The 19070-nt window shown below is 30.8% G+C and carries 23 protein-coding genes; 13 read left to right on the top strand and 10 right to left on the bottom strand.

What is annotated here, in order from left to right; all coding sequences use genetic code 11:
• The 4 genes from rpe to AC5SLW_RS06410 all read right to left on the bottom strand — a co-directional run bounded on the left by rpe (nt 1) and on the right by AC5SLW_RS06410 (nt 3189).
• Nucleotides 1-660 carry a ribulose-phosphate 3-epimerase gene (gene rpe, locus AC5SLW_RS06425; RefSeq protein WP_018413669.1) on the bottom strand — a complete coding sequence of 220 codons (660 nt, stop codon included), beginning with the start codon at nt 658-660 and terminating at the stop codon, nt 1-3.
• A 28-nt stretch (nt 661-688) separates the two neighbouring features.
• A complete protein-coding gene (locus AC5SLW_RS06420) occupies nt 689-1045 on the bottom strand; it encodes a hypothetical protein (protein ID WP_018413668.1) in 357 nt (118 codons plus the stop codon).
• Between the two features lie 75 nt (nt 1046-1120).
• A complete protein-coding gene (locus tag AC5SLW_RS06415) occupies nt 1121-2929 on the bottom strand; it encodes a sodium:solute symporter family protein (RefSeq protein ID WP_018413667.1) in 1809 nt (602 codons plus the stop codon).
• Entirely contained in the window at nt 2929-3189 is a 261-nt protein-coding gene (locus tag AC5SLW_RS06410; RefSeq protein WP_018413666.1) for a DUF4212 domain-containing protein, read from the bottom strand. Before AC5SLW_RS06410 ends, AC5SLW_RS06415 begins: the two co-directional genes overlap by 1 nt.
• A gap of 135 nt (nt 3190-3324) precedes the next feature.
• Between AC5SLW_RS06410 and AC5SLW_RS06405 the strand changes: the two genes are divergently transcribed.
• Nucleotides 3325-3948 (top strand): hypothetical protein, encoded by a 624-nt coding sequence (locus AC5SLW_RS06405; protein WP_018413665.1) that lies wholly within the window; start codon nt 3325-3327, stop codon nt 3946-3948.
• Here AC5SLW_RS06405 and acs read toward each other — a convergent pair.
• Genes acs through tsaD form a run of 3 tightly spaced genes read right to left on the bottom strand, consistent with a single transcriptional unit; the run spans nt 3945 to nt 7490 of the window.
• Complete coding sequence (gene acs / locus AC5SLW_RS06400) at nt 3945-5990, bottom strand: acetate--CoA ligase (protein WP_494575017.1); 2046 nt, start codon at nt 5988-5990, stop codon at nt 3945-3947. The genes AC5SLW_RS06405 and acs overlap by 4 nt on opposite strands.
• 13 nt (nt 5991-6003) lie before the next feature.
• Complete coding sequence (locus tag AC5SLW_RS06395; RefSeq protein ID WP_018413663.1) at nt 6004-6417, bottom strand: EVE domain-containing protein; 414 nt, start codon at nt 6415-6417, stop codon at nt 6004-6006.
• Entirely contained in the window at nt 6417-7490 is a 1074-nt protein-coding gene (gene tsaD, locus AC5SLW_RS06390; protein ID WP_018413662.1) for a tRNA (adenosine(37)-N6)-threonylcarbamoyltransferase complex transferase subunit TsaD, read from the bottom strand. Before tsaD ends, AC5SLW_RS06395 begins: the two co-directional genes overlap by 1 nt.
• A 59-nt stretch (nt 7491-7549) precedes the next feature.
• Between tsaD and hemC the strand changes: the two genes are divergently transcribed.
• The 6 genes from hemC (at nt 7550) to AC5SLW_RS06360 (ending at nt 12469) form a co-directional block, all read left to right on the top strand.
• Nucleotides 7550-8473, top strand: coding sequence for a hydroxymethylbilane synthase (hemC, locus tag AC5SLW_RS06385; RefSeq protein ID WP_494575015.1), 924 nt, complete (start codon nt 7550-7552; stop codon nt 8471-8473).
• Nucleotide 8474: 1 nt separating this feature from the next.
• Nucleotides 8475-9173 carry a uroporphyrinogen-III synthase gene (locus AC5SLW_RS06380; protein WP_006997599.1) on the top strand — a complete coding sequence of 233 codons (699 nt, stop codon included), beginning with the start codon at nt 8475-8477 and terminating at the stop codon, nt 9171-9173.
• A 2-nt stretch (nt 9174-9175) separates the two neighbouring features.
• Complete coding sequence (locus tag AC5SLW_RS06375) at nt 9176-10261, top strand: mechanosensitive ion channel family protein (RefSeq protein ID WP_006997600.1); 1086 nt, start codon at nt 9176-9178, stop codon at nt 10259-10261.
• Nucleotides 10258-10548, top strand: coding sequence for a YggT family protein (locus tag AC5SLW_RS06370; protein WP_006997601.1), 291 nt, complete (start codon nt 10258-10260; stop codon nt 10546-10548). Before AC5SLW_RS06375 ends, AC5SLW_RS06370 begins: the two co-directional genes overlap by 4 nt.
• Nucleotides 10549-10556: 8 nt before the next feature.
• Nucleotides 10557-11402, top strand: a complete 846-nt coding sequence (locus AC5SLW_RS06365) for a bifunctional 5,10-methylenetetrahydrofolate dehydrogenase/5,10-methenyltetrahydrofolate cyclohydrolase (RefSeq protein WP_494575013.1) — start codon at nt 10557-10559, stop codon at nt 11400-11402.
• A gap of 74 nt (nt 11403-11476) precedes the next feature.
• On the top strand, nt 11477-12469 hold the full coding sequence (locus AC5SLW_RS06360) for an MBL fold metallo-hydrolase (RefSeq protein WP_271616709.1): 993 nt from the start codon (nt 11477-11479) through the stop codon (nt 12467-12469).
• 2 nt (nt 12470-12471) lie between these two features.
• Here the strand turns inward: AC5SLW_RS06360 and AC5SLW_RS06355 are convergent, their stop codons facing one another.
• On the bottom strand, nt 12472-13563 hold the full coding sequence (locus AC5SLW_RS06355; protein ID WP_494575011.1) for a PQQ-dependent sugar dehydrogenase: 1092 nt from the start codon (nt 13561-13563) through the stop codon (nt 12472-12474).
• On the bottom strand, nt 13538-14248 hold the full coding sequence (locus AC5SLW_RS06350; RefSeq protein WP_011281617.1) for an SDR family NAD(P)-dependent oxidoreductase: 711 nt from the start codon (nt 14246-14248) through the stop codon (nt 13538-13540). The genes AC5SLW_RS06355 and AC5SLW_RS06350 overlap by 26 nt, the downstream gene beginning before the upstream one ends.
• 27 nt (nt 14249-14275) lie before the next feature.
• Here AC5SLW_RS06350 and AC5SLW_RS06345 point away from each other — a divergent pair, with 27 nt between their 5' ends.
• The 6 genes from AC5SLW_RS06345 to AC5SLW_RS06320 are packed head-to-tail and all read left to right on the top strand — an operon-like array spanning nt 14276 to nt 17929.
• The gene (locus tag AC5SLW_RS06345) at nt 14276-15766 is read left to right on the top strand and encodes a cryptochrome/photolyase family protein (protein ID WP_494575009.1); all 1491 of its coding nucleotides are present in this window, start codon (nt 14276-14278) and stop codon (nt 15764-15766) included.
• Nucleotides 15766-15888: a DUF2256 domain-containing protein gene (locus tag AC5SLW_RS06340; protein ID WP_018413654.1), complete on the top strand. Its 123-nt coding sequence runs from the start codon at nt 15766-15768 to the stop codon at nt 15886-15888. The genes AC5SLW_RS06345 and AC5SLW_RS06340 overlap by 1 nt, the downstream gene beginning before the upstream one ends.
• Nucleotides 15885-16298 (top strand): YqaA family protein, encoded by a 414-nt coding sequence (locus tag AC5SLW_RS06335; protein ID WP_020168920.1) that lies wholly within the window; start codon nt 15885-15887, stop codon nt 16296-16298. Before AC5SLW_RS06340 ends, AC5SLW_RS06335 begins: the two co-directional genes overlap by 4 nt.
• Nucleotides 16299-16339: 41 nt before the next feature.
• A complete protein-coding gene (locus AC5SLW_RS06330; RefSeq protein WP_018413652.1) occupies nt 16340-16948 on the top strand; it encodes a MarC family protein in 609 nt (202 codons plus the stop codon).
• A gap of 43 nt (nt 16949-16991) precedes the next feature.
• Nucleotides 16992-17711, top strand: coding sequence for a type 1 glutamine amidotransferase (locus tag AC5SLW_RS06325; protein ID WP_011281613.1), 720 nt, complete (start codon nt 16992-16994; stop codon nt 17709-17711).
• Complete coding sequence (locus tag AC5SLW_RS06320; protein WP_011281612.1) at nt 17708-17929, top strand: hypothetical protein; 222 nt, start codon at nt 17708-17710, stop codon at nt 17927-17929. The genes AC5SLW_RS06325 and AC5SLW_RS06320 overlap by 4 nt, the downstream gene beginning before the upstream one ends.
• Here AC5SLW_RS06320 and AC5SLW_RS06315 read toward each other — a convergent pair.
• Nucleotides 17926-19068 carry an FAD-binding domain-containing protein gene (locus AC5SLW_RS06315; RefSeq protein ID WP_494575007.1) on the bottom strand — a complete coding sequence of 381 codons (1143 nt, stop codon included), beginning with the start codon at nt 19066-19068 and terminating at the stop codon, nt 17926-17928. The genes AC5SLW_RS06320 and AC5SLW_RS06315 overlap by 4 nt on opposite strands.
• Between the last annotated feature and the right edge of the window lie 2 nt (nt 19069-19070).

The following is a 19070-nucleotide window of genomic DNA, read 5'->3' as shown; positions in this document are numbered from 1 at the left end:
CTAACTTGATTTTAAAAGGTCTATATTTTTTTTTATATCTCCATTGTTATTTTTAAATATAGTTGTACCAGAAACTAAAATATTTGCTCCAGCTTCTATTGCTAGTTTATTATTGTCAAAATTAATCCCACCATCAATCTCGATATCAAAATCTATATTCTTTTGATCTCTTATTTTTTTTAATTCTTTAATTTTTTCTAAAACTTCTGGCATAAACTTTTGTCCTCCAAATCCAGGGTTTACACTCATAATTAGAACTAAATCTATCTCATTTAATAAGTCAGTTATTAAATTAATTTTACTTTCTGGATTTAAAGAAACCCCTACTTTTTTTCCTAAACTTTTAATATGGTCAATAGAGACTGCTAAATTTTCAGTTGCTTCTGGGTGTATAGTAATAATATCTGCACCTGCATCTGCATAATCTTTAATATACTTATGCACGGGTGAAATCATTAAATGAACATCAAATGGTAGTTTTGTGAATTTTCTTAATGATTTTATGATAGGTGGACCCATGGTTAAATTAGGAACAAAATGACCATCCATCACATCCACATGGATCATATCTGCACCACCTTCTTCAAGTCTTTTTATTTCATTTCCTAATTGACTAAAGTCAGCAGATAAAATTGAAGGGGATATTTGTATTTTTTTCATTGATTGCCAGCTCTACTAGTATCAATTTTTAAAATTTAATTGAATTAAATAATTGATAAATTTGTTTAGAAATTTCACTTTCTAGAGGAAATGATAACATTCCCATTACAGAATAACCTAAGACCCATGGCATAAAGTAAAATCTAATCATATAAAAAAACCAAGCAACATATAATGGAATCAGAGGTCCTATGATGAAAGAAGGGGTTATTGGCTTAAAAATTTTTATTAATGGATTGGTATATTTTACAAATATCTTCATAAAAAAAAATTCAGAATCTTCTTTTTGAAAAATATTCATCGCAACTCTTCCTATTAAAGTCCACATGATAACTCCAAGTAGATAATCTATAAAATAAACTAGAGGATGAAAGTTGGCAGACATTTAGAAATTTATATTTGAAAACTTATTGAATTAAAAGGGGCGAAATTAATCGCCCCTAGAATCAAGATTTAAGCTCTATTTACCAGTGACAGTTTTACCACTTGGTATACGAACTTCATCAACCATTTTTTGGATTGAAGCATCAGGTGCAGAAGTCATTAAACTTACTACCACCATTGATACACAACTAACAGCTGCTCCGAAGATACCAAATGTTAACTGAGTAAGTCCTAAGAACCCACTTCCACCATTTCTTACCCATACAAGGTACCAAATAGCAGAACCAAGACCTAAAACCATACCAGCAACTGCACCTTCTTTGTTAGCTCTCTTCCACCATACACCTAGTACAAGTGGGAAGAACAAACCAGACATCGCAAAGTCAAAAGCCCAGATAACTGAACCTAAAATACCTTGGATCTCCATTGCAGCAATAGTTGCTCCAGCAAAACCAATTACTACAAGTAATACCCTTGCAACAAGTAGTCTTTTTGCAGTTTCCGCTTTTGGATCAATCATTTTGTAATAAACATCATGAGAGATCGCATTAGCAATTGCTAGAATCAAACCATCAGCTGTTGACATGGCAGCAGCCATACCTCCAGCAGCAACCAGTCCTGAGATTACATATGGTAATCCAGCTATTTCTGGAGTTGCTAACACAACAGCTTTACCGCCCATGAAAAACTCATTAAGTTCAAGAGTTCCATTGCCGTTAAAGTCGCTGATAAACATCAAGTTTGCACTATTCCAGTTTTGGAACCAATCTAAAGATTGAACTTCAGCAAATGATTTACCAATAATACCAGTTGGTAATGTCGGATCAATCAATGATAGTTTTGATAGCGTTGCTAACATTGGCGCAGAAGAATACAGAAGGAAGATAAAGAATAATGACCAACCAACTGATTTTCTAGCTGCTTTAACGCTTGGAGTAGTAAAGTATCTCATCATCACGTGTGGTAATGATGCTGTTCCCATCATCATCGCCAATGCTAATGAAATAAACGCCCAAGGCGTTGCATTTACTGCAGAGTGTGCTTTAGTTATTCCAGCTAACCCTTTAGGTACCGTTGCTAGATCAGCAGCAGAGTTTTTAATAAACCCAAACTGTTGTTCTAACTCACCAATTCTAGCTACCTCGTCAGCTAACATAAAGTGAGGGAAGAAACCCGCACCCATTTTGTTACTGATCCAAAAAATTGGAAGCATGTAAGCTATAATTAGCACGATATATTGTGCAACCTGTGTCCAAGTTACCGCTCTCATACCCCCTAACATTGAACAAAGTAAAATACTTATTAGTCCAATATATACAGCATATTTAAAGTCGATATCTAGAGCAACAGATGCAATAGTACCCGTAGCATTAATCTGAGCAGTCACATAAGTGAATGAAGCAACAGTCAAAACTACTACAGCACAGAACCTTGCTAAGTTACCACCGTATCTTGTACCCACAAAATCTGGAACTGTGTAACATCCAAATTTTCTTAAGTATGGTGCTAATAAAGTTGCAACTAATATGTAACCACCAGTCCAACCGACAAGTAGAGCCATATATCCATAGCCTTTGAAGTAAATACCACCTGCCATTGCAACGAATGAAGCACCAGACATCCAGTCTGCCGCCGTCGCCATTCCATTGAATACAGTGGGCACTTGTCTTCCAGCCACGTAATATGCGTCTGCTTGAGCTGTTCTTGATAGATAACCGATCAGTGCATAGATGAATATTGTAAAGGCTACAAAAGCAACACCTATTGCTTTAGCAGTCATACCCATCTGCTCACCAATTGCCATTAAGATTATGAAACCTATAAAACCTCCTGTATAGATTCCGTAAACTTTTGGCAAATTGTCTATAAATTTACCTTTAATCATTATTGATCTCCTTTTTCGTTGAAGCCGAATTCTTCATCGATTTTCTCTTGCCTATTAGCAAACCAGAAACATAAAATTACAAAAATTCCAAGAGATCCTTGACATGTAAACCAGTATGTCCATGGATAACCGAAAGGTCCTGTAACCTCATTCATTTCAGCTGCAAAAAGGAAGATGCCGATTGAGAAAACAAACCAAATAGCCAGTGTTACGAATAACAATGATCTAGTCTTTTCCCAGTGTTTTGTTGCGTTTGACATTTATACCTCTCTATTTTTAGTTATAACTACCCTAAACCATAACCATTCTGTAAGTTTTTAAAAGACTTAAAATTGTTCATATTAGGTGCTTATTTACCTACCTTTTTAAGGTATAATGAGCATATATGAATTTTTATGCAAAAATATAAACTCTCCTGGAAAGACATATCGTTTGATGATTTTAAAGTTTATTTGTTTGCCATGTTTAGGGCTTTTATTCCAAAGAAAAAAATTAAGAATTTAGATGAGCTTGAACACTTTATTCAAACAAAATCTGCTTGGGTAACACAAGTAACTTTATATAGTTATTTAAAAACCAGGATGGGAACAAGGTATGTTCTTCACTTTGATAATGATGTGTTCATGTCTTCCCTTAATATTGCCAAATGGAATATTTATTCTGTAGCCTTACAAGATTTGATGTTATTTACGTTTTCTTATTTAAAAGTTAACTTTAATTTTCAAAACGTTGACCAGTCTAAAGAGATTTTTTCTAAAATTTTAGATGATGAGATTTCTAATAAGATGCCACTTGATATTATTGAGGAAGCAAAAAAAACTTTTAATGAAAGACTTCAAAATATAAACTGGGAAATTTATTATAAAGATTTACCCTTTAATCCTAGTGCTTTGTCATTATACAAATGGGCACCAATAGCTGAAGAGCTTAAAACTTTAGATCGAAAAATCGTATTGAATTCTATGATATTGAAATGGGATATTATTAAAAAAGAATTTGAGAAATTAATAGAATTTTAAATATTTTTTCTATTATCCACCAAACTTTGCACAACACTTGGGTCTGCTAAAGTTGTTGTATCCCCTAATTGGTCATGTTCATTAGCTGCAATTTTTCTTAAAATTCTTCTCATAATTTTTCCAGACCTTGTTTTTGGAAGACCAGGTGAGAAATGAATAATGTCAGGTGTCGCTAGTGCACCGATTTGTTTTCTTACCCAAAGTTTTAAATCTCTCTCAAGATCTAGGTCAGCTATCTCCCCAACATTTAAAGTGACATAGCAGTATAAGCCATTACCTTTAATGTCATGTGGGTATCCAACTACAGCAGCTTCGGCAACCTTTGGATGAGCAACAAATGCACTCTCAATTTCAGCAGTTCCAAGGTTATGACCAGAGACAATAATTACATCATCTACACGACCAGTTATCCAGTAGTAGCCATCCTTGTCTCTTCTAGCCCCATCCCCAGTAAAGTATTTTCCATCGAACTGAGAGAAATAAGTATCAATAAATCTTTGATGATCACCGTACACAGTTCTCATTTGTCCAGGCCAAGATTGAGAAATGCACAGTCTTCCCTCACCAGCTCCTTTAATTTCTTTTCCGTCCTTATCGACTATTGAAGGTTTAATTCCATAGAATGGTTTAGTAGCCGACCCTGGTTTTAAATTTATAGCACCTGTTTGAGGGCTAATTAAAATTCCACCTGTCTCAGTTTGCCACCATGTATCAACAATTGGACATTTAGAATTTCCAACTGTTCTATAATACCACATCCAAGCTTCAGGATTAATGGGTTCACCAACAGTACCTAATAGTTTCAAAGATTTTCTTGAGGTTTTCTTAACAGGTTTATCACCCTCTCTCATTAAAGCTCTAATAGCAGTGGGCGCTGTATAAAAAATATTAACTTTATGTTTATCAATAATTTGCCACCACCTTGAGCTGTCTGGATAGGTTGGAATTCCTTCAAACATTATTGTTGTGGCACCATTAGCAAGTGGTCCATAAACAATATAACTGTGACCCGTTACCCAACCAATATCAGCTGTACACCAATAAACATCTTTTGGTTTATAGTTAAAAATATATTGATGGGTCATAGATGCATAAACCATATATCCACCTGTTGTATGTAAAACTCCTTTTGGTTTTCCAGTAGAACCAGATGTGTAGAGAATAAATAAAGGATCTTCTGCATTCATTTCCTCAGGCTCACATTTAGTTGACATATCTTTAATTAAATCGTCAAACCAAACATCTCTTCCTTTAACCCAATTAACTTTATTTCCAGTTCTTTTTACAACAATACATTTTTTGACATTAGGACAACTTCTTAAAGCCTCATCTGTAATTTGTTTTAGTGGAATAGTTTTTCCACCTCTAACCCCTTCATCAGCAGTTATTATGTATTCTGACTCACAGTCATTAACTCTGCCAGAAATAGAGTCTGCCGAAAAACCACCAAAAATAATAGAGTGAACCGCACCAATTCTAGCACAAGCAAGCATTGTTACTGCCAGTTCTGGAATCATAGTTAAATAAATCGTAACTCGATCACCTTTTTTAATTCCTAGTTTTCTTAAACCATTTGCAGCTTTAGAAACTTCATTATGTAATTGTTTGTACGAAATTTTTTTAGTATCTTTTGGATCATCACCCACCCAAATAATAGCGGTTTTATCTTTTTTATCTTTAAGGTGACGGTCTATACAATTGGCAGAAGCATTTAATGTGCCATCCTCATACCATTTAATTTTAACCTCTTTTTTACTGTATTTTATATTTTTAATCTTCTTGTATGGCTTAATCCAAGTAATTCTTTTCCCCTCATTCTTCCAAAAGTCATCATTTTTTTTAATCGAGTCTGAGTATTTTTTTTGATATTTCGCTTTATTTACTAGAGCACTTTTTATCCACTCAGGTTTAGTTTTTATGATTAATTCTTTTTCTTCTATTTTTTTTAAAACCTTTTTCTTAAAAGGCTTTACTTTTTTTTTAGCCTTAGTTTTTTTAGAAGTTTTTTTTTTTACTTTTGATAATGATTTTTTTTTAGGCATGAATTTTTTTTATTTAAATACTACTCATCTTATTTAAAATTTTCCAGCTTTTAGAGTCTATGGGCATAACAGATAATCTGCTTTGTCTAATAAGTGATAAATGGCTAAGAGACTTGGTTTTTTTAACCTCTTCTAGAGTTACACTTTTCTTTAATTTTTCTTTAAACTTTACTTGAACAGCTACAAATCGTCCATCTTTGTCAGTTTTATCTAAAAAAGCTTCTTTAATAACCTCAACTATACCAACAATTTCTTTGCCTATATTTGAGTGATAAAAAAAACAAAGGTCTCCTTTTTTCATTGCTCTTAAATTTTTTGCAGCTTGATAATTTCTTACTCCATCCCAAGGAGCACCTTTAGCACCAGCTTTTTTTTGCTGATCAATTGACCAAACATCAGGTTCTGATTTCATCAACCAATACTGCATTACAATTTTACTCCAGCACCCTTCAAAAAAGCAGCATCTGCATCTAGAGGCCACCTAGGTTTTGCAGGACTATCTAATTCACTAAACTGTTTTAACTTAAATTTTTCTAATCCAACCATTGCAATCATTGCTGCATTATCTCCACACAAATTAATAGGTGGAAATATTGCTTCAAATTCCTCTTCTTTGCAAAGATTAGTTAGAACTTCTCTAATTCTCTTGTTTGCAGCAACACCACCCGCAACTACAAATTTATTTTTATTTGTTGTGTTCATTTTTTTGAATTCTTCAAAAGCAATTTTACTTTTCTTATATAGTATTTCTTCAATTGTTTTTTGAAAAGATGCTGCAAGATCATATTTTTCTTGTTCAGTTTTTATTTGTTTTGATATTTTTAAAACAGCAGTCTTTAAACCTGCAAATGATAAATTACATCCTCCTTTATGAAAAATTGGCTTTGGTAGCTCATATTTATTGGGATCACCTTTTTTTGCGTATATTTCAATTTGGGGACCACCAGGAAATTCTATTCCTAATAATTTTGCCGTTTTATCAAATGCTTCACCTACAGCATCATCAATAGTTGTCCCTAATCTTTTATAATTTCCTAAGCCTTGCACACTTAAAAACTGAGTGTGACCTCCAGAGATTAAAAGTAATAAATAAGGATAATTTAATTCAGAATTTAGTTTTGGGCTTAATGCATGTCCTTCTAAATGATTAACAGCTATAAAAGGTTTGTTTAGCGAGGAGGCCATTGCTTTTCCAAAACTTAAACCAACAGACAGACAGACCATAAGACCAGGTCCTGCAGTTGCTGCTATTGCATCCAGATCTTCCATTTTTACTCCACTTTTATCAAATGCTTTTTTTGTGATTAAATCTATTTTTTCCATATGCGATCTTGCGGCAAGTTCTGGCACAACACCACCAAACTCTTTATGAACATCTACCTGACTTGAAACAATACTTGATAAAATTGTTGGCATACCTTGCTCATTTTCAGTTATGATAGAGGCTGCTGTTTCATCACAGCTTGATTCAATTCCTAAAATTATGGGTTTTTTATTCATTAAATTAGTTTTTATTAATAATACATTCTCAATATAAGTATGAAGTATAAAGCAATTAAATGAAAAATAGAAAAATTATTATAGGCTCTAGAGGAAGCAAATTAGCACTAATCTATGCAGAAAAGGCCAGAGAAAAAATTCTCAAACATTCAAAAGATTTTGGAATTGAAGAAGTAATAATTAAAGAAATTGTAACTAAAGGTGATCAAGTTCAAGACAAAAGATTATCGGAAGTAGGGGGTAAGGGACTTTTCTCAAAAACTATAGAGGTTGAATTATTAGAAAAAAAAATAGATATAGCAGTACATGCATTAAAAGATATGCCTTCTGAAGAAACTAAAGGATTATTAACAGATTGTTTTTTAGAAAGAAATGATCCAAGAGAAATTTTAATCAGCAAAGACAATAAACATCTAAAAGATTTAGCATCAAATTCAATTATTGGAACATCCTCATATAGAAGAGAATTTCAGATTAAAAAAATAAGAGAGGATCTTTATTGTAAATTAATTAGAGGAAACGTTGATACAAGAATAAGAAAACTTAATGAAAACTTATATGATGCAATTATCTTATCTTATGCCGGAATCGATTCTTTAGGATTAAATCAAAATATCTCTCAAACTTTTTCTACTTCAGAAATTATACCTTGTGCAGGACAAGGAGTTATTGCCTTGCAGTGTAGAGATAACGATGAAGGTTTAATTGAATTATTAAAACAAGTTGATCATCAATCAACACATAGTTCAATAAAAGCTGAAAGAAACGTCTTAAAAGTTTTAGAAGGAGATTGTGAAACAGCAGTAGGAGCATTTGCAAATATTGAGGGGAACAAAATTAATCTTGAGGTAGAGCTTTTTTCACTAGACGGCAGTAAAAGATTTTATTTAAAATCATCTGAAAGTGTAGATAAAGCAGAAGAATTGGGCATAGAGATGGGAAAAACTCTTAAAAAGATGTCTAATAATTCTTACAAAAAATAATATGCATATTTTATTTACAAGACCTCTAGAAGATTGTCATGAAATGATATTAAAATTTCAATCATTGGGTCATGAAATATCTCATTTACCTTTAATTAATATTGAAGGTTTAAAATACGAAGCACCAAACTATTCGGAGTTTAAAGCAATTATTTTTACCAGTGCTAATGCTGTTAAATTTTTGGATATTAAGAACATTGATAAAAAATTAAAATGCTTTTGTGTTGGAAGTGCTACTGAAAAAAAAGCCAGAAGTGTTGGTTTTCAAAATGTTTTTGCAGCTGAAGGAAATGTTAGTAATCTTAAGGAATTAATCTTGCAAAATTTTAAACCTTCTGATGGAAAGCTAATTTATATAAGTGGAGAGATAATCTCTAGTGATTTGGACAAAGAGCTTATTTCGAGTGGGTATACGATAGAACGATTAATTAATTACAGAGCTAACCCAATTGAAAAATACGATGAAAGCTTTATCGAAAAATTAAAATTAAAAATGCCTGAAATTACTTACATTTATTCGCAAAATAGTGCGATTAATTTTTTAAAAGTAATTAAAAATTATCAGTTAGAAACCCTATGGATGAATACTAATTTAATGTGCATTGGAGAAAAAACCTCTTCAATTCTTAATGAAATAAAGTGGAAAAAAATTTTTCTTTTTAACCCTGGAGAAGAGGAATTTTTGCTATATAAAATTTAGCTATGGACATTTTTAACAATTTTAGTGACTTATTTTTTTCAGTTTGGTCAAAGGGAATTCACGGTATTGATATTTTTCAAATATTAATTGGAATTGGGATTTTTTTTATTTTTTTAATTTTTAGAGGAATTATCAGTAAAGTAATTATTAAAAGATTAGAAAGTATCTCTAAAAGAACAACCAATAAACTAGATGACACTTTCGTCCATGCAATGGTTGGGCCAGCAAGATTTCTTCCCATTGTTCTAGGTTTTTTTATTGCAAGTTATTACATGTCTTTTGGAGAAGATGGTAAAGTAGCTATTGATACAATTAATAGAACTTTAATAACTATTTTTATTTTTTGGGTGATACATCAAATTGTTGAACCCATCTCTTATATTTTAAGTGGTTTAGATAAAATGTTAACTAGAGAGTTAATTGGCTGGATTATTAAATCATTAAAAATTTTGATTTTTATTCTAGGCTTAGCGGCTGTTCTTGAACTTTGGGGAATAAAAATTGGACCAATTATTGCTGGACTGGGTTTATTCGGTGTTGCAGTTGCTTTAGGTGCACAAGACTTATTTAAAAATTTAATATCAGGAATTTTAGTTTTAGTTGAAAAAAGATTTAAAATTGGAGATTGGATTTTAGTTGAAGGAACAATTGAAGGTATTGTTGAAAAAATTGGATTTAGATCAACAGTGATTAGAAAATTTGATAAATCTTTAGCAATAATTCCAAACTTTCAATTTGCTGAAAACTCAGTAGTTAATATTAGTGAAACAACCAATTGGAGAATAAGATGGTCCATTACTCTTCAATACGATACCACTGTTGCACAGTTAAAAAAAGTAAGAGAAGAAATAGAAAACTATATTAATAAAAGCGAGGACTTTAGCCAAAGTGTTGGTGTTGCGGTAAGAATTGAAAAGTTTTCTGATAGCTCAATAGATTTATTAGTTAGATGTTTTACGGCCAGCAACAGTTGGAGCGACTCTCTTTTAGTTAAAGAAAGATTAGCGATTGCAATTAAAGAAATAGTAGAAGGAAACAAAGCTTCATTTGCATTCCCAAGTCAGTCAATTTATATCGAGAAAAAATGATAGCAATTTTTTATTTGGTTCTTCAAATATTAAAGCTCTATTCTTATGTGGTAATTGCAAATGTAGTTATCAGCTGGCTTGTCGCATTTAATGTTTTAAATACTCAAAATAGATTTGTTTATTCTATTTTAGAGGTGACTTATCGATTAACAAATCCTGCACTTAATAAAATAAGAAGTTTTTTACCTAATTTAGGATCAATAGATATTTCACCAGTTATATTACTTTTATTGATTTGGTTTATAGAAATGTGTATGAAGCTGTACATCGCGCCAATGATTTTTTAGGGGAACATATGATTTTAATAAATGGAAAAAAAATAGCAGCTGAACTTAGAGAAGAATTAAGACAAGAGGTCGTAGAGCTAAAAGCTAAACACAATAAAATTCCTGGGCTTACAGTTATTTTAATTGGAGAAATGGCCCCTAGTCAAATTTATGTTCGTATGAAAGAGAAAGCTGCGAATGAAGTAGGGTTAAAATCTGAAGTAATTAGATACCCTGAAGCTGTGGAAGAAAAAACAGTATTAGATAAAATTGAGGAATTAAATAAAGATGAAAGTATTTCAGGAATTTTAGTTCAACTACCTTTACCAAAACATATCGATAAGCAAAAAGTTATTGAAACTATTTTACCAGGAAAAGATGTTGATGGGTTTCACCCAATGAATGTTGGAAATCTTTCTTCAGGTTATGAAAGTTCAGTTCCTTGTACTCCTTTAGGATGTTATTTAATGATTAAAAAAATTGAACCAAATTTGAGTGGAAAAAAAGCTGTTATGATTGGTAGATCAAATTTAAACGGTAAACCAATGGCGCAGTTACTTTTAAAAGAAAATTGCACAGTAACAATTACTCATTCAAAGACTAAAGATTTAAAAGCAGAATGCTTGGAGGCAGATATTATAGTTGCTGCTGTTGGCATTCCAGAGCTTGTGAAAGCGGACTGGGTTAAAAAAGATGCAATTGTAATAGATGTTGGGATTAATAAAACTGAAAACGGTATTGTCGGTGACGTTGCATTCGAAGAAGTTTCAAAAGTTGCAAGAGCTTTAACACCTGTTCCAGGTGGAGTAGGGCCAATGACTATTGCCTGCTTGTTAAAAAATACTATTGAGTGTTTTAAAAGATCTCAAAAATAAAAATATCATTATAGGTGGCAAAATTTATAATTTTTATATTTATAATTATTGCATATAACTCATCACTAATTGCTATGGAAAAAAAACCTTATCATCATTTACCAGATGGAACTTTTAGAAATCCAGAAGGATCACCTGTTAGAACTAGTCAAGCGAAGTTTTCTTACACACAATTCATTAAATTGAAAAAGAAAATAGACATGACGGTCCCTAAAGAACACGTTGTTGATAAAGAAAAAGTTTTATCTGATTTAGAAAAGTATAAAAATGAAGATTATATTGCATGGATTGGTCATGCTACTTACTTAATTAAACTTGGAGATACAACAATTATAACTGACCCAGTATTTTCAAAAAATGCGGGACCTTTAATTTTTGGCCCAGACAGATTTACTGAGCCTGCCTTAAATTTAAATGAAATTCCAAAGACAGATTTATTGTTATTAACACATAATCATTATGATCATCAAGATATGGGCACCATTAGAAAATATCCGTTTAAGAATACAAAAGTTTTGGCCCCACTAAATCTTGGAAAATACTTTACAAAAAATAAATTTAAAGATGTAAATGAAATGGATTGGTATGAGGAAATTCAGGTTAATGATGATCTGAAAGTAACATTACTCCCAGCTGTCCATTGGTCGAAGAGAAGCCTTACAGATATGAACAAAACACTCTGGGGCAATTTCTTAATTGAATATAAAGGTAAAAAAATCTTATTTGCTTGTGATACTGGCTATGGAAATATTTACAAAGAATTAGGTGAAAAATATGGTCCAATTGATTTAACAATGATTAATATTGGAGCTTATGACTTTAAGCCTATGTTTGATAAATCGATTTATCACACAACACCAGAAGAAGCTTTAAACGTAGCACAAGATTTAAGAAGTAAAAAGGTTATGGGAACACACTGGGGAACTTTTGTTTTATCGCTGGAACCTATTATGGAACCACCAGTAAGATTTAAAGCTAGTGCTGAGGAGTATGGTTTTAAAAAAGATGATGCTATAATCTTTAAAATTGGAGAGATAAATTCATTAAAAAATATATTATCTAATTAAAATTATTTTTTTTCCATTAACCATAAAGCATTTTCACTTAAGAAAAATATTTTACCATTAGACGGATGAACTTGAATATCTCTTATTCTTCCAACATTATCTTTAAATATAACATTTTCTTTCACATTAGTTGGATCATTAAATATTAGTTTTCTTAAAGATCGATCTTTTAAAGAAGTAACTAGCGCATGCCCATTCCACTCTTTAAACTCATTTCCTTTGTAAATTGTAATAGCACTTGTAGCTATGGAAGGTACCCAATATTGAATTGCTTTAGTAAAACCTGGCTTCCATTTTGGGCCAATAGGAATTCCAGAATAATTTTTTCCACCCCAGCCTAAAATTTTCCATCCATAATTTTCTCCTTTTTTTGCCTCTCCAAACCAATCACCACCTCTTGCTCCATGATTACTTAAATATATTTTTCCATCATAATCAGAGAGTGTTAAACCTTGTGGATTACGAACACCTATTTGATAGATTTCAGGCAACCAATCTGGTTTATCAGTAAACTTTGGGTTATCTTTGGGAATACGACCATCAGTATGAATTCTAATAATACTACCAGGATGTTTTGTGGGATCTTGGGCAATCATACCTTGGCCTCTTTCACCAGCTGATGCATAAATATAATTATCTTTAATCACTAATCTTGAACCAAAATGATAACCAGAATCTATAGGAGGGTTTGCTTGAAAAATATTTTTAAAATTTAATTCTTGTTTGTTTAATTGTGCTTTTGCAATTGATGTGCTTGTTTTTAAATTTCCCCTATCTTCTGAATAAGAAATCCACAGAGCATTATCTTGATGAATAATATCTAATAACCCACCTTGGCCGACTTCTAAAAAATTAAGATTATGTTTAATCTCTGTAACTTCTTTTGAAATAATATTAACAATTTTAATTTTTCCACTTTTTTCAGTAATAATGATTTCATCATTGTTAATAAAGGATGATCCCCAAGGTTCATCTAACTCTATAATTTTAGTGAATGTATAATTATTGGAATAGCTTTTTGAAGCAAATAAAAGAAAAAAAATTACTAATAAAAAATATTTTTTCACTTTAAGAAAGTTTTGATCTACCACCATCAACAGCTATTATCTGTCCAGTAATCCAAGAACTCTCTTCAGTAATTAAAAATTTTGCAAGCGCTGCAGAATCTTTTCCTTCACCCAATCTTTTAAGAGGATGAGCTTTAGCAATTCCTTCTGCAATTGCAGGATTTTTTAACATTGGTTCTGCAATTTTAGATTTTGATAAACTGGGTGCAATACAATTCACTCTAATATGTGGAGCAAACTCAGCAGCTAGTGTAACAGTTAGCCCCTCAACTGCAGCTTTAGCAGAAGCAATAATTGTGTGATTAGTAAAACCTCTTTGAGCAGCAACAGTTGAAAATAAAACAACTGAGCCTTTGTTCTTTTTTAAACTTTCTTGAAATCCTTTTATTGCTTCAATAGCTGAATAAAGGTTTAGTTTCATACATTTATTCATATCTGCTTCTGTAACCATCCTTAATGGTTTTAAATCAATAGATCCCACACAGTAAGCGATACCCTTAATTTCACTAATGTCTGATTTTACTTTTTCTATAAATCCTTCTTCTAAAACGTCAGCAACCGTATAAGTGCAGCCTAATTTTTCTGCAATAGTTTTAACTTCATTTTCATTTCTTGCTATTAGGTGAATATCATTTCCTGAATTTTTCAATTGTTCAGCTAAGCTGGAACCCACAGAACCTGTCGCACCAAAAATAAGATATTTTTCTGACATATAAATTTTATTTAGTTATATTTAACTATGAAACTGTTTTTTATACTTGGCAATCAATTATTTCCATTAAAATACGTAGACCGCTTCAAAAAGGACCACTCTTTTTACATGGCAGAAGACTATGGACTATGCACTTATGAAAAGCATCATAAGCAAAAGATCCTGCTATTTCTATCTTCTATGAGGTCTTATGCAGATATGCTTAAAGCAAATAAATACAAACTTGAATATTCTAAAATTGAGGACAAAGATTTTAAAGATACTTATTTTAAGAAATTAAAAATTATCATTAATCAAAAAAAAATTACTGAAATTTCAAGTTTTGAGGTTGAGGATAAATCTTTTGAAAAGAAAATTTCACAATTTTTAAAAAAAGAAAAAATTAACTGGAATATTGTTCAAACTCCAATGTTTTTAAACTCAAGAGATGAGTTTAAAAATTATTTAGTAAAATCAAAAAAACCTTTTATGGCAACATTTTACAAAGAAGTTCGTAAAAAATCTGGAATATTAATGGGAGCAGATGGAAACCCTATTGGAGGCAAATGGAGTTTTGATGAAGATAACAGAAATAAATTACCAAAAGACATATCAATACCAAAATTTCCAAAAATTAACGAAACTAATCATACTAAAAAATTAAAACCAATTATTGAAAAACTATTTAAAGATCATCCTGGTAGCACTAATAATTTTTGGTTAGCAACAGAATACAATGATGTGGTCAAACTTTTAGATTTTTTTATTAAAGAAAAATCAAATTTATTTGGCGATTATGAAGATGCTGTTAATCAAAAAGATAATATTTTATTTCATAGCGCATTAAGCCCGTATATTAATTTAGGATTGATAACCCCTGAAATTATCATTCAAAAAATTTTAGAATTTCATAAAAAACACAAAATTAGAATGAACTCACTTGAAGGTTATATTCGTCAAATAATAGGCTGGAGAGAGTTCATGCGTGGAATTTATCAAGGTTACTCTGATGAAATGGAAACAAAAAATTTTTTCAACCATGAAAGAAAAATGAAAAAGTCTTGGTATGAAGGCACAACAGGTTTGCCTCCATTGGATCATGCAATTAAAAATGCGTTTAATCATGGCTGGTCTCACCATATTGAAAGATTGATGATTTTATCAAATATAATGAACCTTTGTGAGGTGAAACCAACAATTGTTTATAAGTGGTTTATGGAAATGTTTGTAGATTCTTCTGATTGGGTGATGGTCCCTAATGTTTATGGAATGGGCTTATTTAGTGATGGAGGTATTTTTGCAACGAAACCATACATTTGTGGATCAAGTTATTTTATGAAAATGATGGATTTTAAAAAAGGGGAATGGTGTAATACGATGGATGGTCTTTATTGGAGGTTTATAAATAAAAATAGAAAATTTTTTTTAAAGAACCCTAGATTGTCTATGATGGTTTATGTTTTTGATAAAATGAAAGATGAAAGAAAGAAAATGATTTTATCTGAAGCTGATAAATTTATTAAACAAAATACTATTTAATGAAAAAAGAAAATTTACCTTCAAAAGTTTGTCCTGTTTGTAAAAGACCTTTTGTTTGGCGTAAGAAGTGGAAGCTTAATTGGGATAAGGTAAAGTATTGCTCCAAAAAGTGCTCTAAGTGATTTACTTATCTTTATTTGCTATATCTTTTTTAGCAGCAACCATTTTACCATTTTCATCTGAGCTGACATTGGCAGGATTAATTGCAACATCAAATTTTGATAATTTATTATTGTTAATTGTTGCTAGTTTTGGGAATATTTTGGGATCAGTTGTTAACTGGGTCTTGGGATTTTATTCAAGAAATCTTAGTACAAAAAAGTGGTTTCCGTTTAAAGACAAACAAATAGAAAACTCTTCAAAATGGTTTAATAAATTTGGTAAATGGTCATTATTATTTGCTTGGGTTCCAATAATAGGTGATCCACTGACTTTAGTTGCAGGCTTATTAAGAGTTAGATTTTTAGATTTTATTATTTTAGTGGCAATTGGAAAAGTAAGTAGGTACGTCTTAATTTATTATTTGTTTTAATATTTGCTGAATTTATCCAGGTAACTATGCTAGAAAAGTGAATGCTTGAAATATTTATTCAAACTTTCTTTTTATATTTTATTGTTATTGATCCACTAGGAAATACACCATTATTCTTAGCAGTAACTCAAAATATGAGTAGCCAACAAAGAGTTAAAACTGCATTGAGTGCAACAATAATTGCATCAATCATATTGCTATTCTTTGCATTTCTTGGAAGCACTTTATTAAGTTATTTGAATATATCTTTTCCAGCATTTACAATTGGTGGAGGCATCATTTTATTAATAATTTCCATGGAAATGTTGTTTGATAAAAGACAACAACGAAAAGAAGATGACATTGATTTTAATTCTGAAAATGTAAGTGTATTTCCTTTAGCAACACCCATTATAGCAGGACCAGCTGCAATCACATCTGTTATTGTTTCTGTTTCAGATATGGGAAGTAATTTTACAAACCAATCTGTTGGAATGATTGCTTTAGCTTCAGTTTTGCTTTTAACTTTTATATTTTTTTTTACTGCTTCAAAATTTTCTCAGATAATAAATAAAAAAGTTATTAGTGTAATTTCAAGAGTAATAGCAATTATTCTAGTTGGATTAAGTGTTCAGTATATTTTAGACGGAATAAAAACCTTTTTAGCTTAAAGTATTGTTCAGTAGACTATTTTAAAATGCTATAAATATAGTAATGAACATAATTGTCTTACAGCATATAAAGATTGAAGACCCAGGCTATATCAAAGATTTAATGTTAGCTGATGGTTTTAACTTAACCACTATAGAGCTAGATGAAGGTGAAAAAATCCCAAGTGATCTAAGAAAATTTGATGGAATGTTTTGTATGGGTGGTCCAATGGATACTTTTATGGAACAAGAATATCCATGGCTAATTGAAGAAAAAAAAGCAATTAAAGAATTTGTTGTTAATTTAAAAAAACCTTATTTAGGTTTTTGTCTTGGGTGTCAGTTATTAGGTGAGGTAATAGGTGGTAAGGTAGTTAAATCAAATCCAGCAGAAATTGGAATAATGGATATAAATTTTACTAAAGAAAAAAAGGAGGATATTTTATTTTCAAAATTTCCAGATCAAATTAAAAGTTTGCAGTGGCATTCATATGAAGTGCAAGGAATAGATAATAATAAGGATGTAACTTTACTAGCATCATCTCCTATTACTAAATATCAAATTTTCAAATACCAAAATCACGCATATGCAATTCAATTTCATATAGAAATTAAAGACACAACAGTTAATGAGTGGGGGTGTGTGCCTGAATATAAAAAAGCTCTTGAAAGTCAATTAGGTGAGGGAGCTTTAGATAAATTTGATCAAGCTGCAAAAAATAATATGCCTGATATGAATAATTATTCTAAGATACTTTATGAGAATTTTAAAAGGCTATTATGAATAATAAATTTTTTGAATGGGCAGGGGTTATTACGGCAATCCTTTATTCTATGTTTGTAGCCTTAAACATTGGAATAGAGTTTTTAGGATTTTGTTTGTTACTGTTGTCTGCCATTTTAATTGGTATCTGGGCATATAGAGGAGGTCACAAGGGAATACTTGTGTTGCAATTTTTTTATGCAACAGCAGGTATAATTGGAATGATACGTTGGTTTTAATTAAAATTAGCAATAATTTTTGGAATATAATTTTTAAAATTAAAAAAACCCTTATTACAATATTGCCAAGAAAACTGATCCAACTTTCTATATAAAAATTTTATATTTTTTAATTGATTATTTTGAATAAAATTTAAATTTTCACCAACGGTTGGATAAAGCGCATAAACTTCTTCGGTAATATTTTTTAAATCATTAATATTAATAGTTTCACAATTTATTGATTTTTCTTTCAATCTTATTTTTTGATCCTCTAAAAGATTTGCTTTAAATTTCAACACCTTTTCACTTAATTTGATAGTTCTATCTGTATTATTTGAGACTAACAAAATTTTTTTAAACTTATGTTCTTTAAAATCAGAAAATTCAAATGTCATATTATTTTCAAATATTAATAAAGTTTTATCTTCCAAAATCTCAGAATTTTTAAAGCCTTTGTTAATAACAGAATATATCTTATCATTGGATATAGGTTTGGCATTTTCACTTAGTTTTATGTTTTTAAATCTATTATTTGTAAATTTATTTATATTCCATTCACTTGCGAGGTAATGCTTGCCTTGAGTTTGAATGCCAGCAACCCATCTCCAACCAAGGGTATTTGATGCAGCATCCCCATCATATAGATGTTGCATAAAAAACTCAGCCCCCAACTGCCATGGTAATTCTAGTGTAAAAATCCAAATGCTAGCAAACCACATTCTTGTGTGGTTATGAAGATAATTGTTTTCTTTAAGTTCAATTACCCATTGATTAAAACAATCTACATTTGTTTTTCCTTCAATTGCATCCAAATAACTTTGATTGTTTTTAAATTCTTTTTTAATTTTATCTAATTCTATTAAGTAATCTGACCAAACATCAGGTCTTAATTCTAGCCAACCTTTCCAATAAACACGCCAAAGAACTTCCTGAATAAATTTTTCATTATTTACAAATGAAAACTTTTTAAGAGATTTATTAATTGCTTCTAATTCATTAATTATTCCGTGAGTTATATAGGGGGATAAACAAGAAACATTAGATCTATTACTAGGCCCAAAATCAAAATTTCTTAGTTTTGAATAATCTGAAAGATTTTGTTCAACAAAAGTATTTAATTTATCAACGGCTTTAGCCCTTGAAGCTTCAAAAATCATTT

This window comes from Candidatus Pelagibacter sp. PS_40, from assembly GCF_059417765.1.
The sequence above is the reverse complement of the archived record's forward strand: the minus strand, read 5'-3'. Positions and strand labels throughout refer to the sequence as shown.

What these genes read in the sequence shown, in the direction of transcription:
- rpe (WP_018413669.1), bottom strand. Translation starts at nt 660, where the DNA reads ATGAAAAAAATACAAATATCCCCTTCAATTTTATCTGCTGACTTTAGT.
- AC5SLW_RS06420 (WP_018413668.1), bottom strand. Translation starts at nt 1,045, where the DNA reads ATGTCTGCCAACTTTCATCCTCTAGTTTATTTTATAGATTATCTACTT.
- AC5SLW_RS06415 (WP_018413667.1), bottom strand. Translation starts at nt 2,929, where the DNA reads ATGATTAAAGGTAAATTTATAGACAATTTGCCAAAAGTTTACGGAATC.
- AC5SLW_RS06410 (WP_018413666.1), bottom strand. Translation starts at nt 3,189, where the DNA reads ATGTCAAACGCAACAAAACACTGGGAAAAGACTAGATCATTGTTATTC.
- AC5SLW_RS06405 (WP_018413665.1), top strand. Translation starts at nt 3,325, where the DNA reads ATGCAAAAATATAAACTCTCCTGGAAAGACATATCGTTTGATGATTTT.
- acs (WP_494575017.1), bottom strand. Translation starts at nt 5,990, where the DNA reads ATGCCTAAAAAAAAATCATTATCAAAAGTAAAAAAAAAAACTTCTAAA.
- AC5SLW_RS06395 (WP_018413663.1), bottom strand. Translation starts at nt 6,417, where the DNA reads ATGCAGTATTGGTTGATGAAATCAGAACCTGATGTTTGGTCAATTGAT.
- tsaD (WP_018413662.1), bottom strand. Translation starts at nt 7,490, where the DNA reads ATGAATAAAAAACCCATAATTTTAGGAATTGAATCAAGCTGTGATGAA.
- hemC (WP_494575015.1), top strand. Translation starts at nt 7,550, where the DNA reads ATGAAAAATAGAAAAATTATTATAGGCTCTAGAGGAAGCAAATTAGCA.
- AC5SLW_RS06380 (WP_006997599.1), top strand. Translation starts at nt 8,475, where the DNA reads ATGCATATTTTATTTACAAGACCTCTAGAAGATTGTCATGAAATGATA.
- AC5SLW_RS06375 (WP_006997600.1), top strand. Translation starts at nt 9,176, where the DNA reads ATGGACATTTTTAACAATTTTAGTGACTTATTTTTTTCAGTTTGGTCA.
- AC5SLW_RS06370 (WP_006997601.1), top strand. Translation starts at nt 10,258, where the DNA reads ATGATAGCAATTTTTTATTTGGTTCTTCAAATATTAAAGCTCTATTCT.
- AC5SLW_RS06365 (WP_494575013.1), top strand. Translation starts at nt 10,557, where the DNA reads ATGATTTTAATAAATGGAAAAAAAATAGCAGCTGAACTTAGAGAAGAA.
- AC5SLW_RS06360 (WP_271616709.1), top strand. Translation starts at nt 11,477, where the DNA reads ATGGAAAAAAAACCTTATCATCATTTACCAGATGGAACTTTTAGAAAT.
- AC5SLW_RS06355 (WP_494575011.1), bottom strand. Translation starts at nt 13,563, where the DNA reads ATGGTGGTAGATCAAAACTTTCTTAAAGTGAAAAAATATTTTTTATTA.
- AC5SLW_RS06350 (WP_011281617.1), bottom strand. Translation starts at nt 14,248, where the DNA reads ATGTCAGAAAAATATCTTATTTTTGGTGCGACAGGTTCTGTGGGTTCC.
- AC5SLW_RS06345 (WP_494575009.1), top strand. Translation starts at nt 14,276, where the DNA reads ATGAAACTGTTTTTTATACTTGGCAATCAATTATTTCCATTAAAATAC.
- AC5SLW_RS06340 (WP_018413654.1), top strand. Translation starts at nt 15,766, where the DNA reads ATGAAAAAAGAAAATTTACCTTCAAAAGTTTGTCCTGTTTGTAAAAGA.
- AC5SLW_RS06330 (WP_018413652.1), top strand. Translation starts at nt 16,340, where the DNA reads ATGCTTGAAATATTTATTCAAACTTTCTTTTTATATTTTATTGTTATT.
- AC5SLW_RS06325 (WP_011281613.1), top strand. Translation starts at nt 16,992, where the DNA reads ATGAACATAATTGTCTTACAGCATATAAAGATTGAAGACCCAGGCTAT.
- AC5SLW_RS06320 (WP_011281612.1), top strand. Translation starts at nt 17,708, where the DNA reads ATGAATAATAAATTTTTTGAATGGGCAGGGGTTATTACGGCAATCCTT.
- AC5SLW_RS06315 (WP_494575007.1), bottom strand. Translation starts at nt 19,068, where the DNA reads ATGATTTTTGAAGCTTCAAGGGCTAAAGCCGTTGATAAATTAAATACT.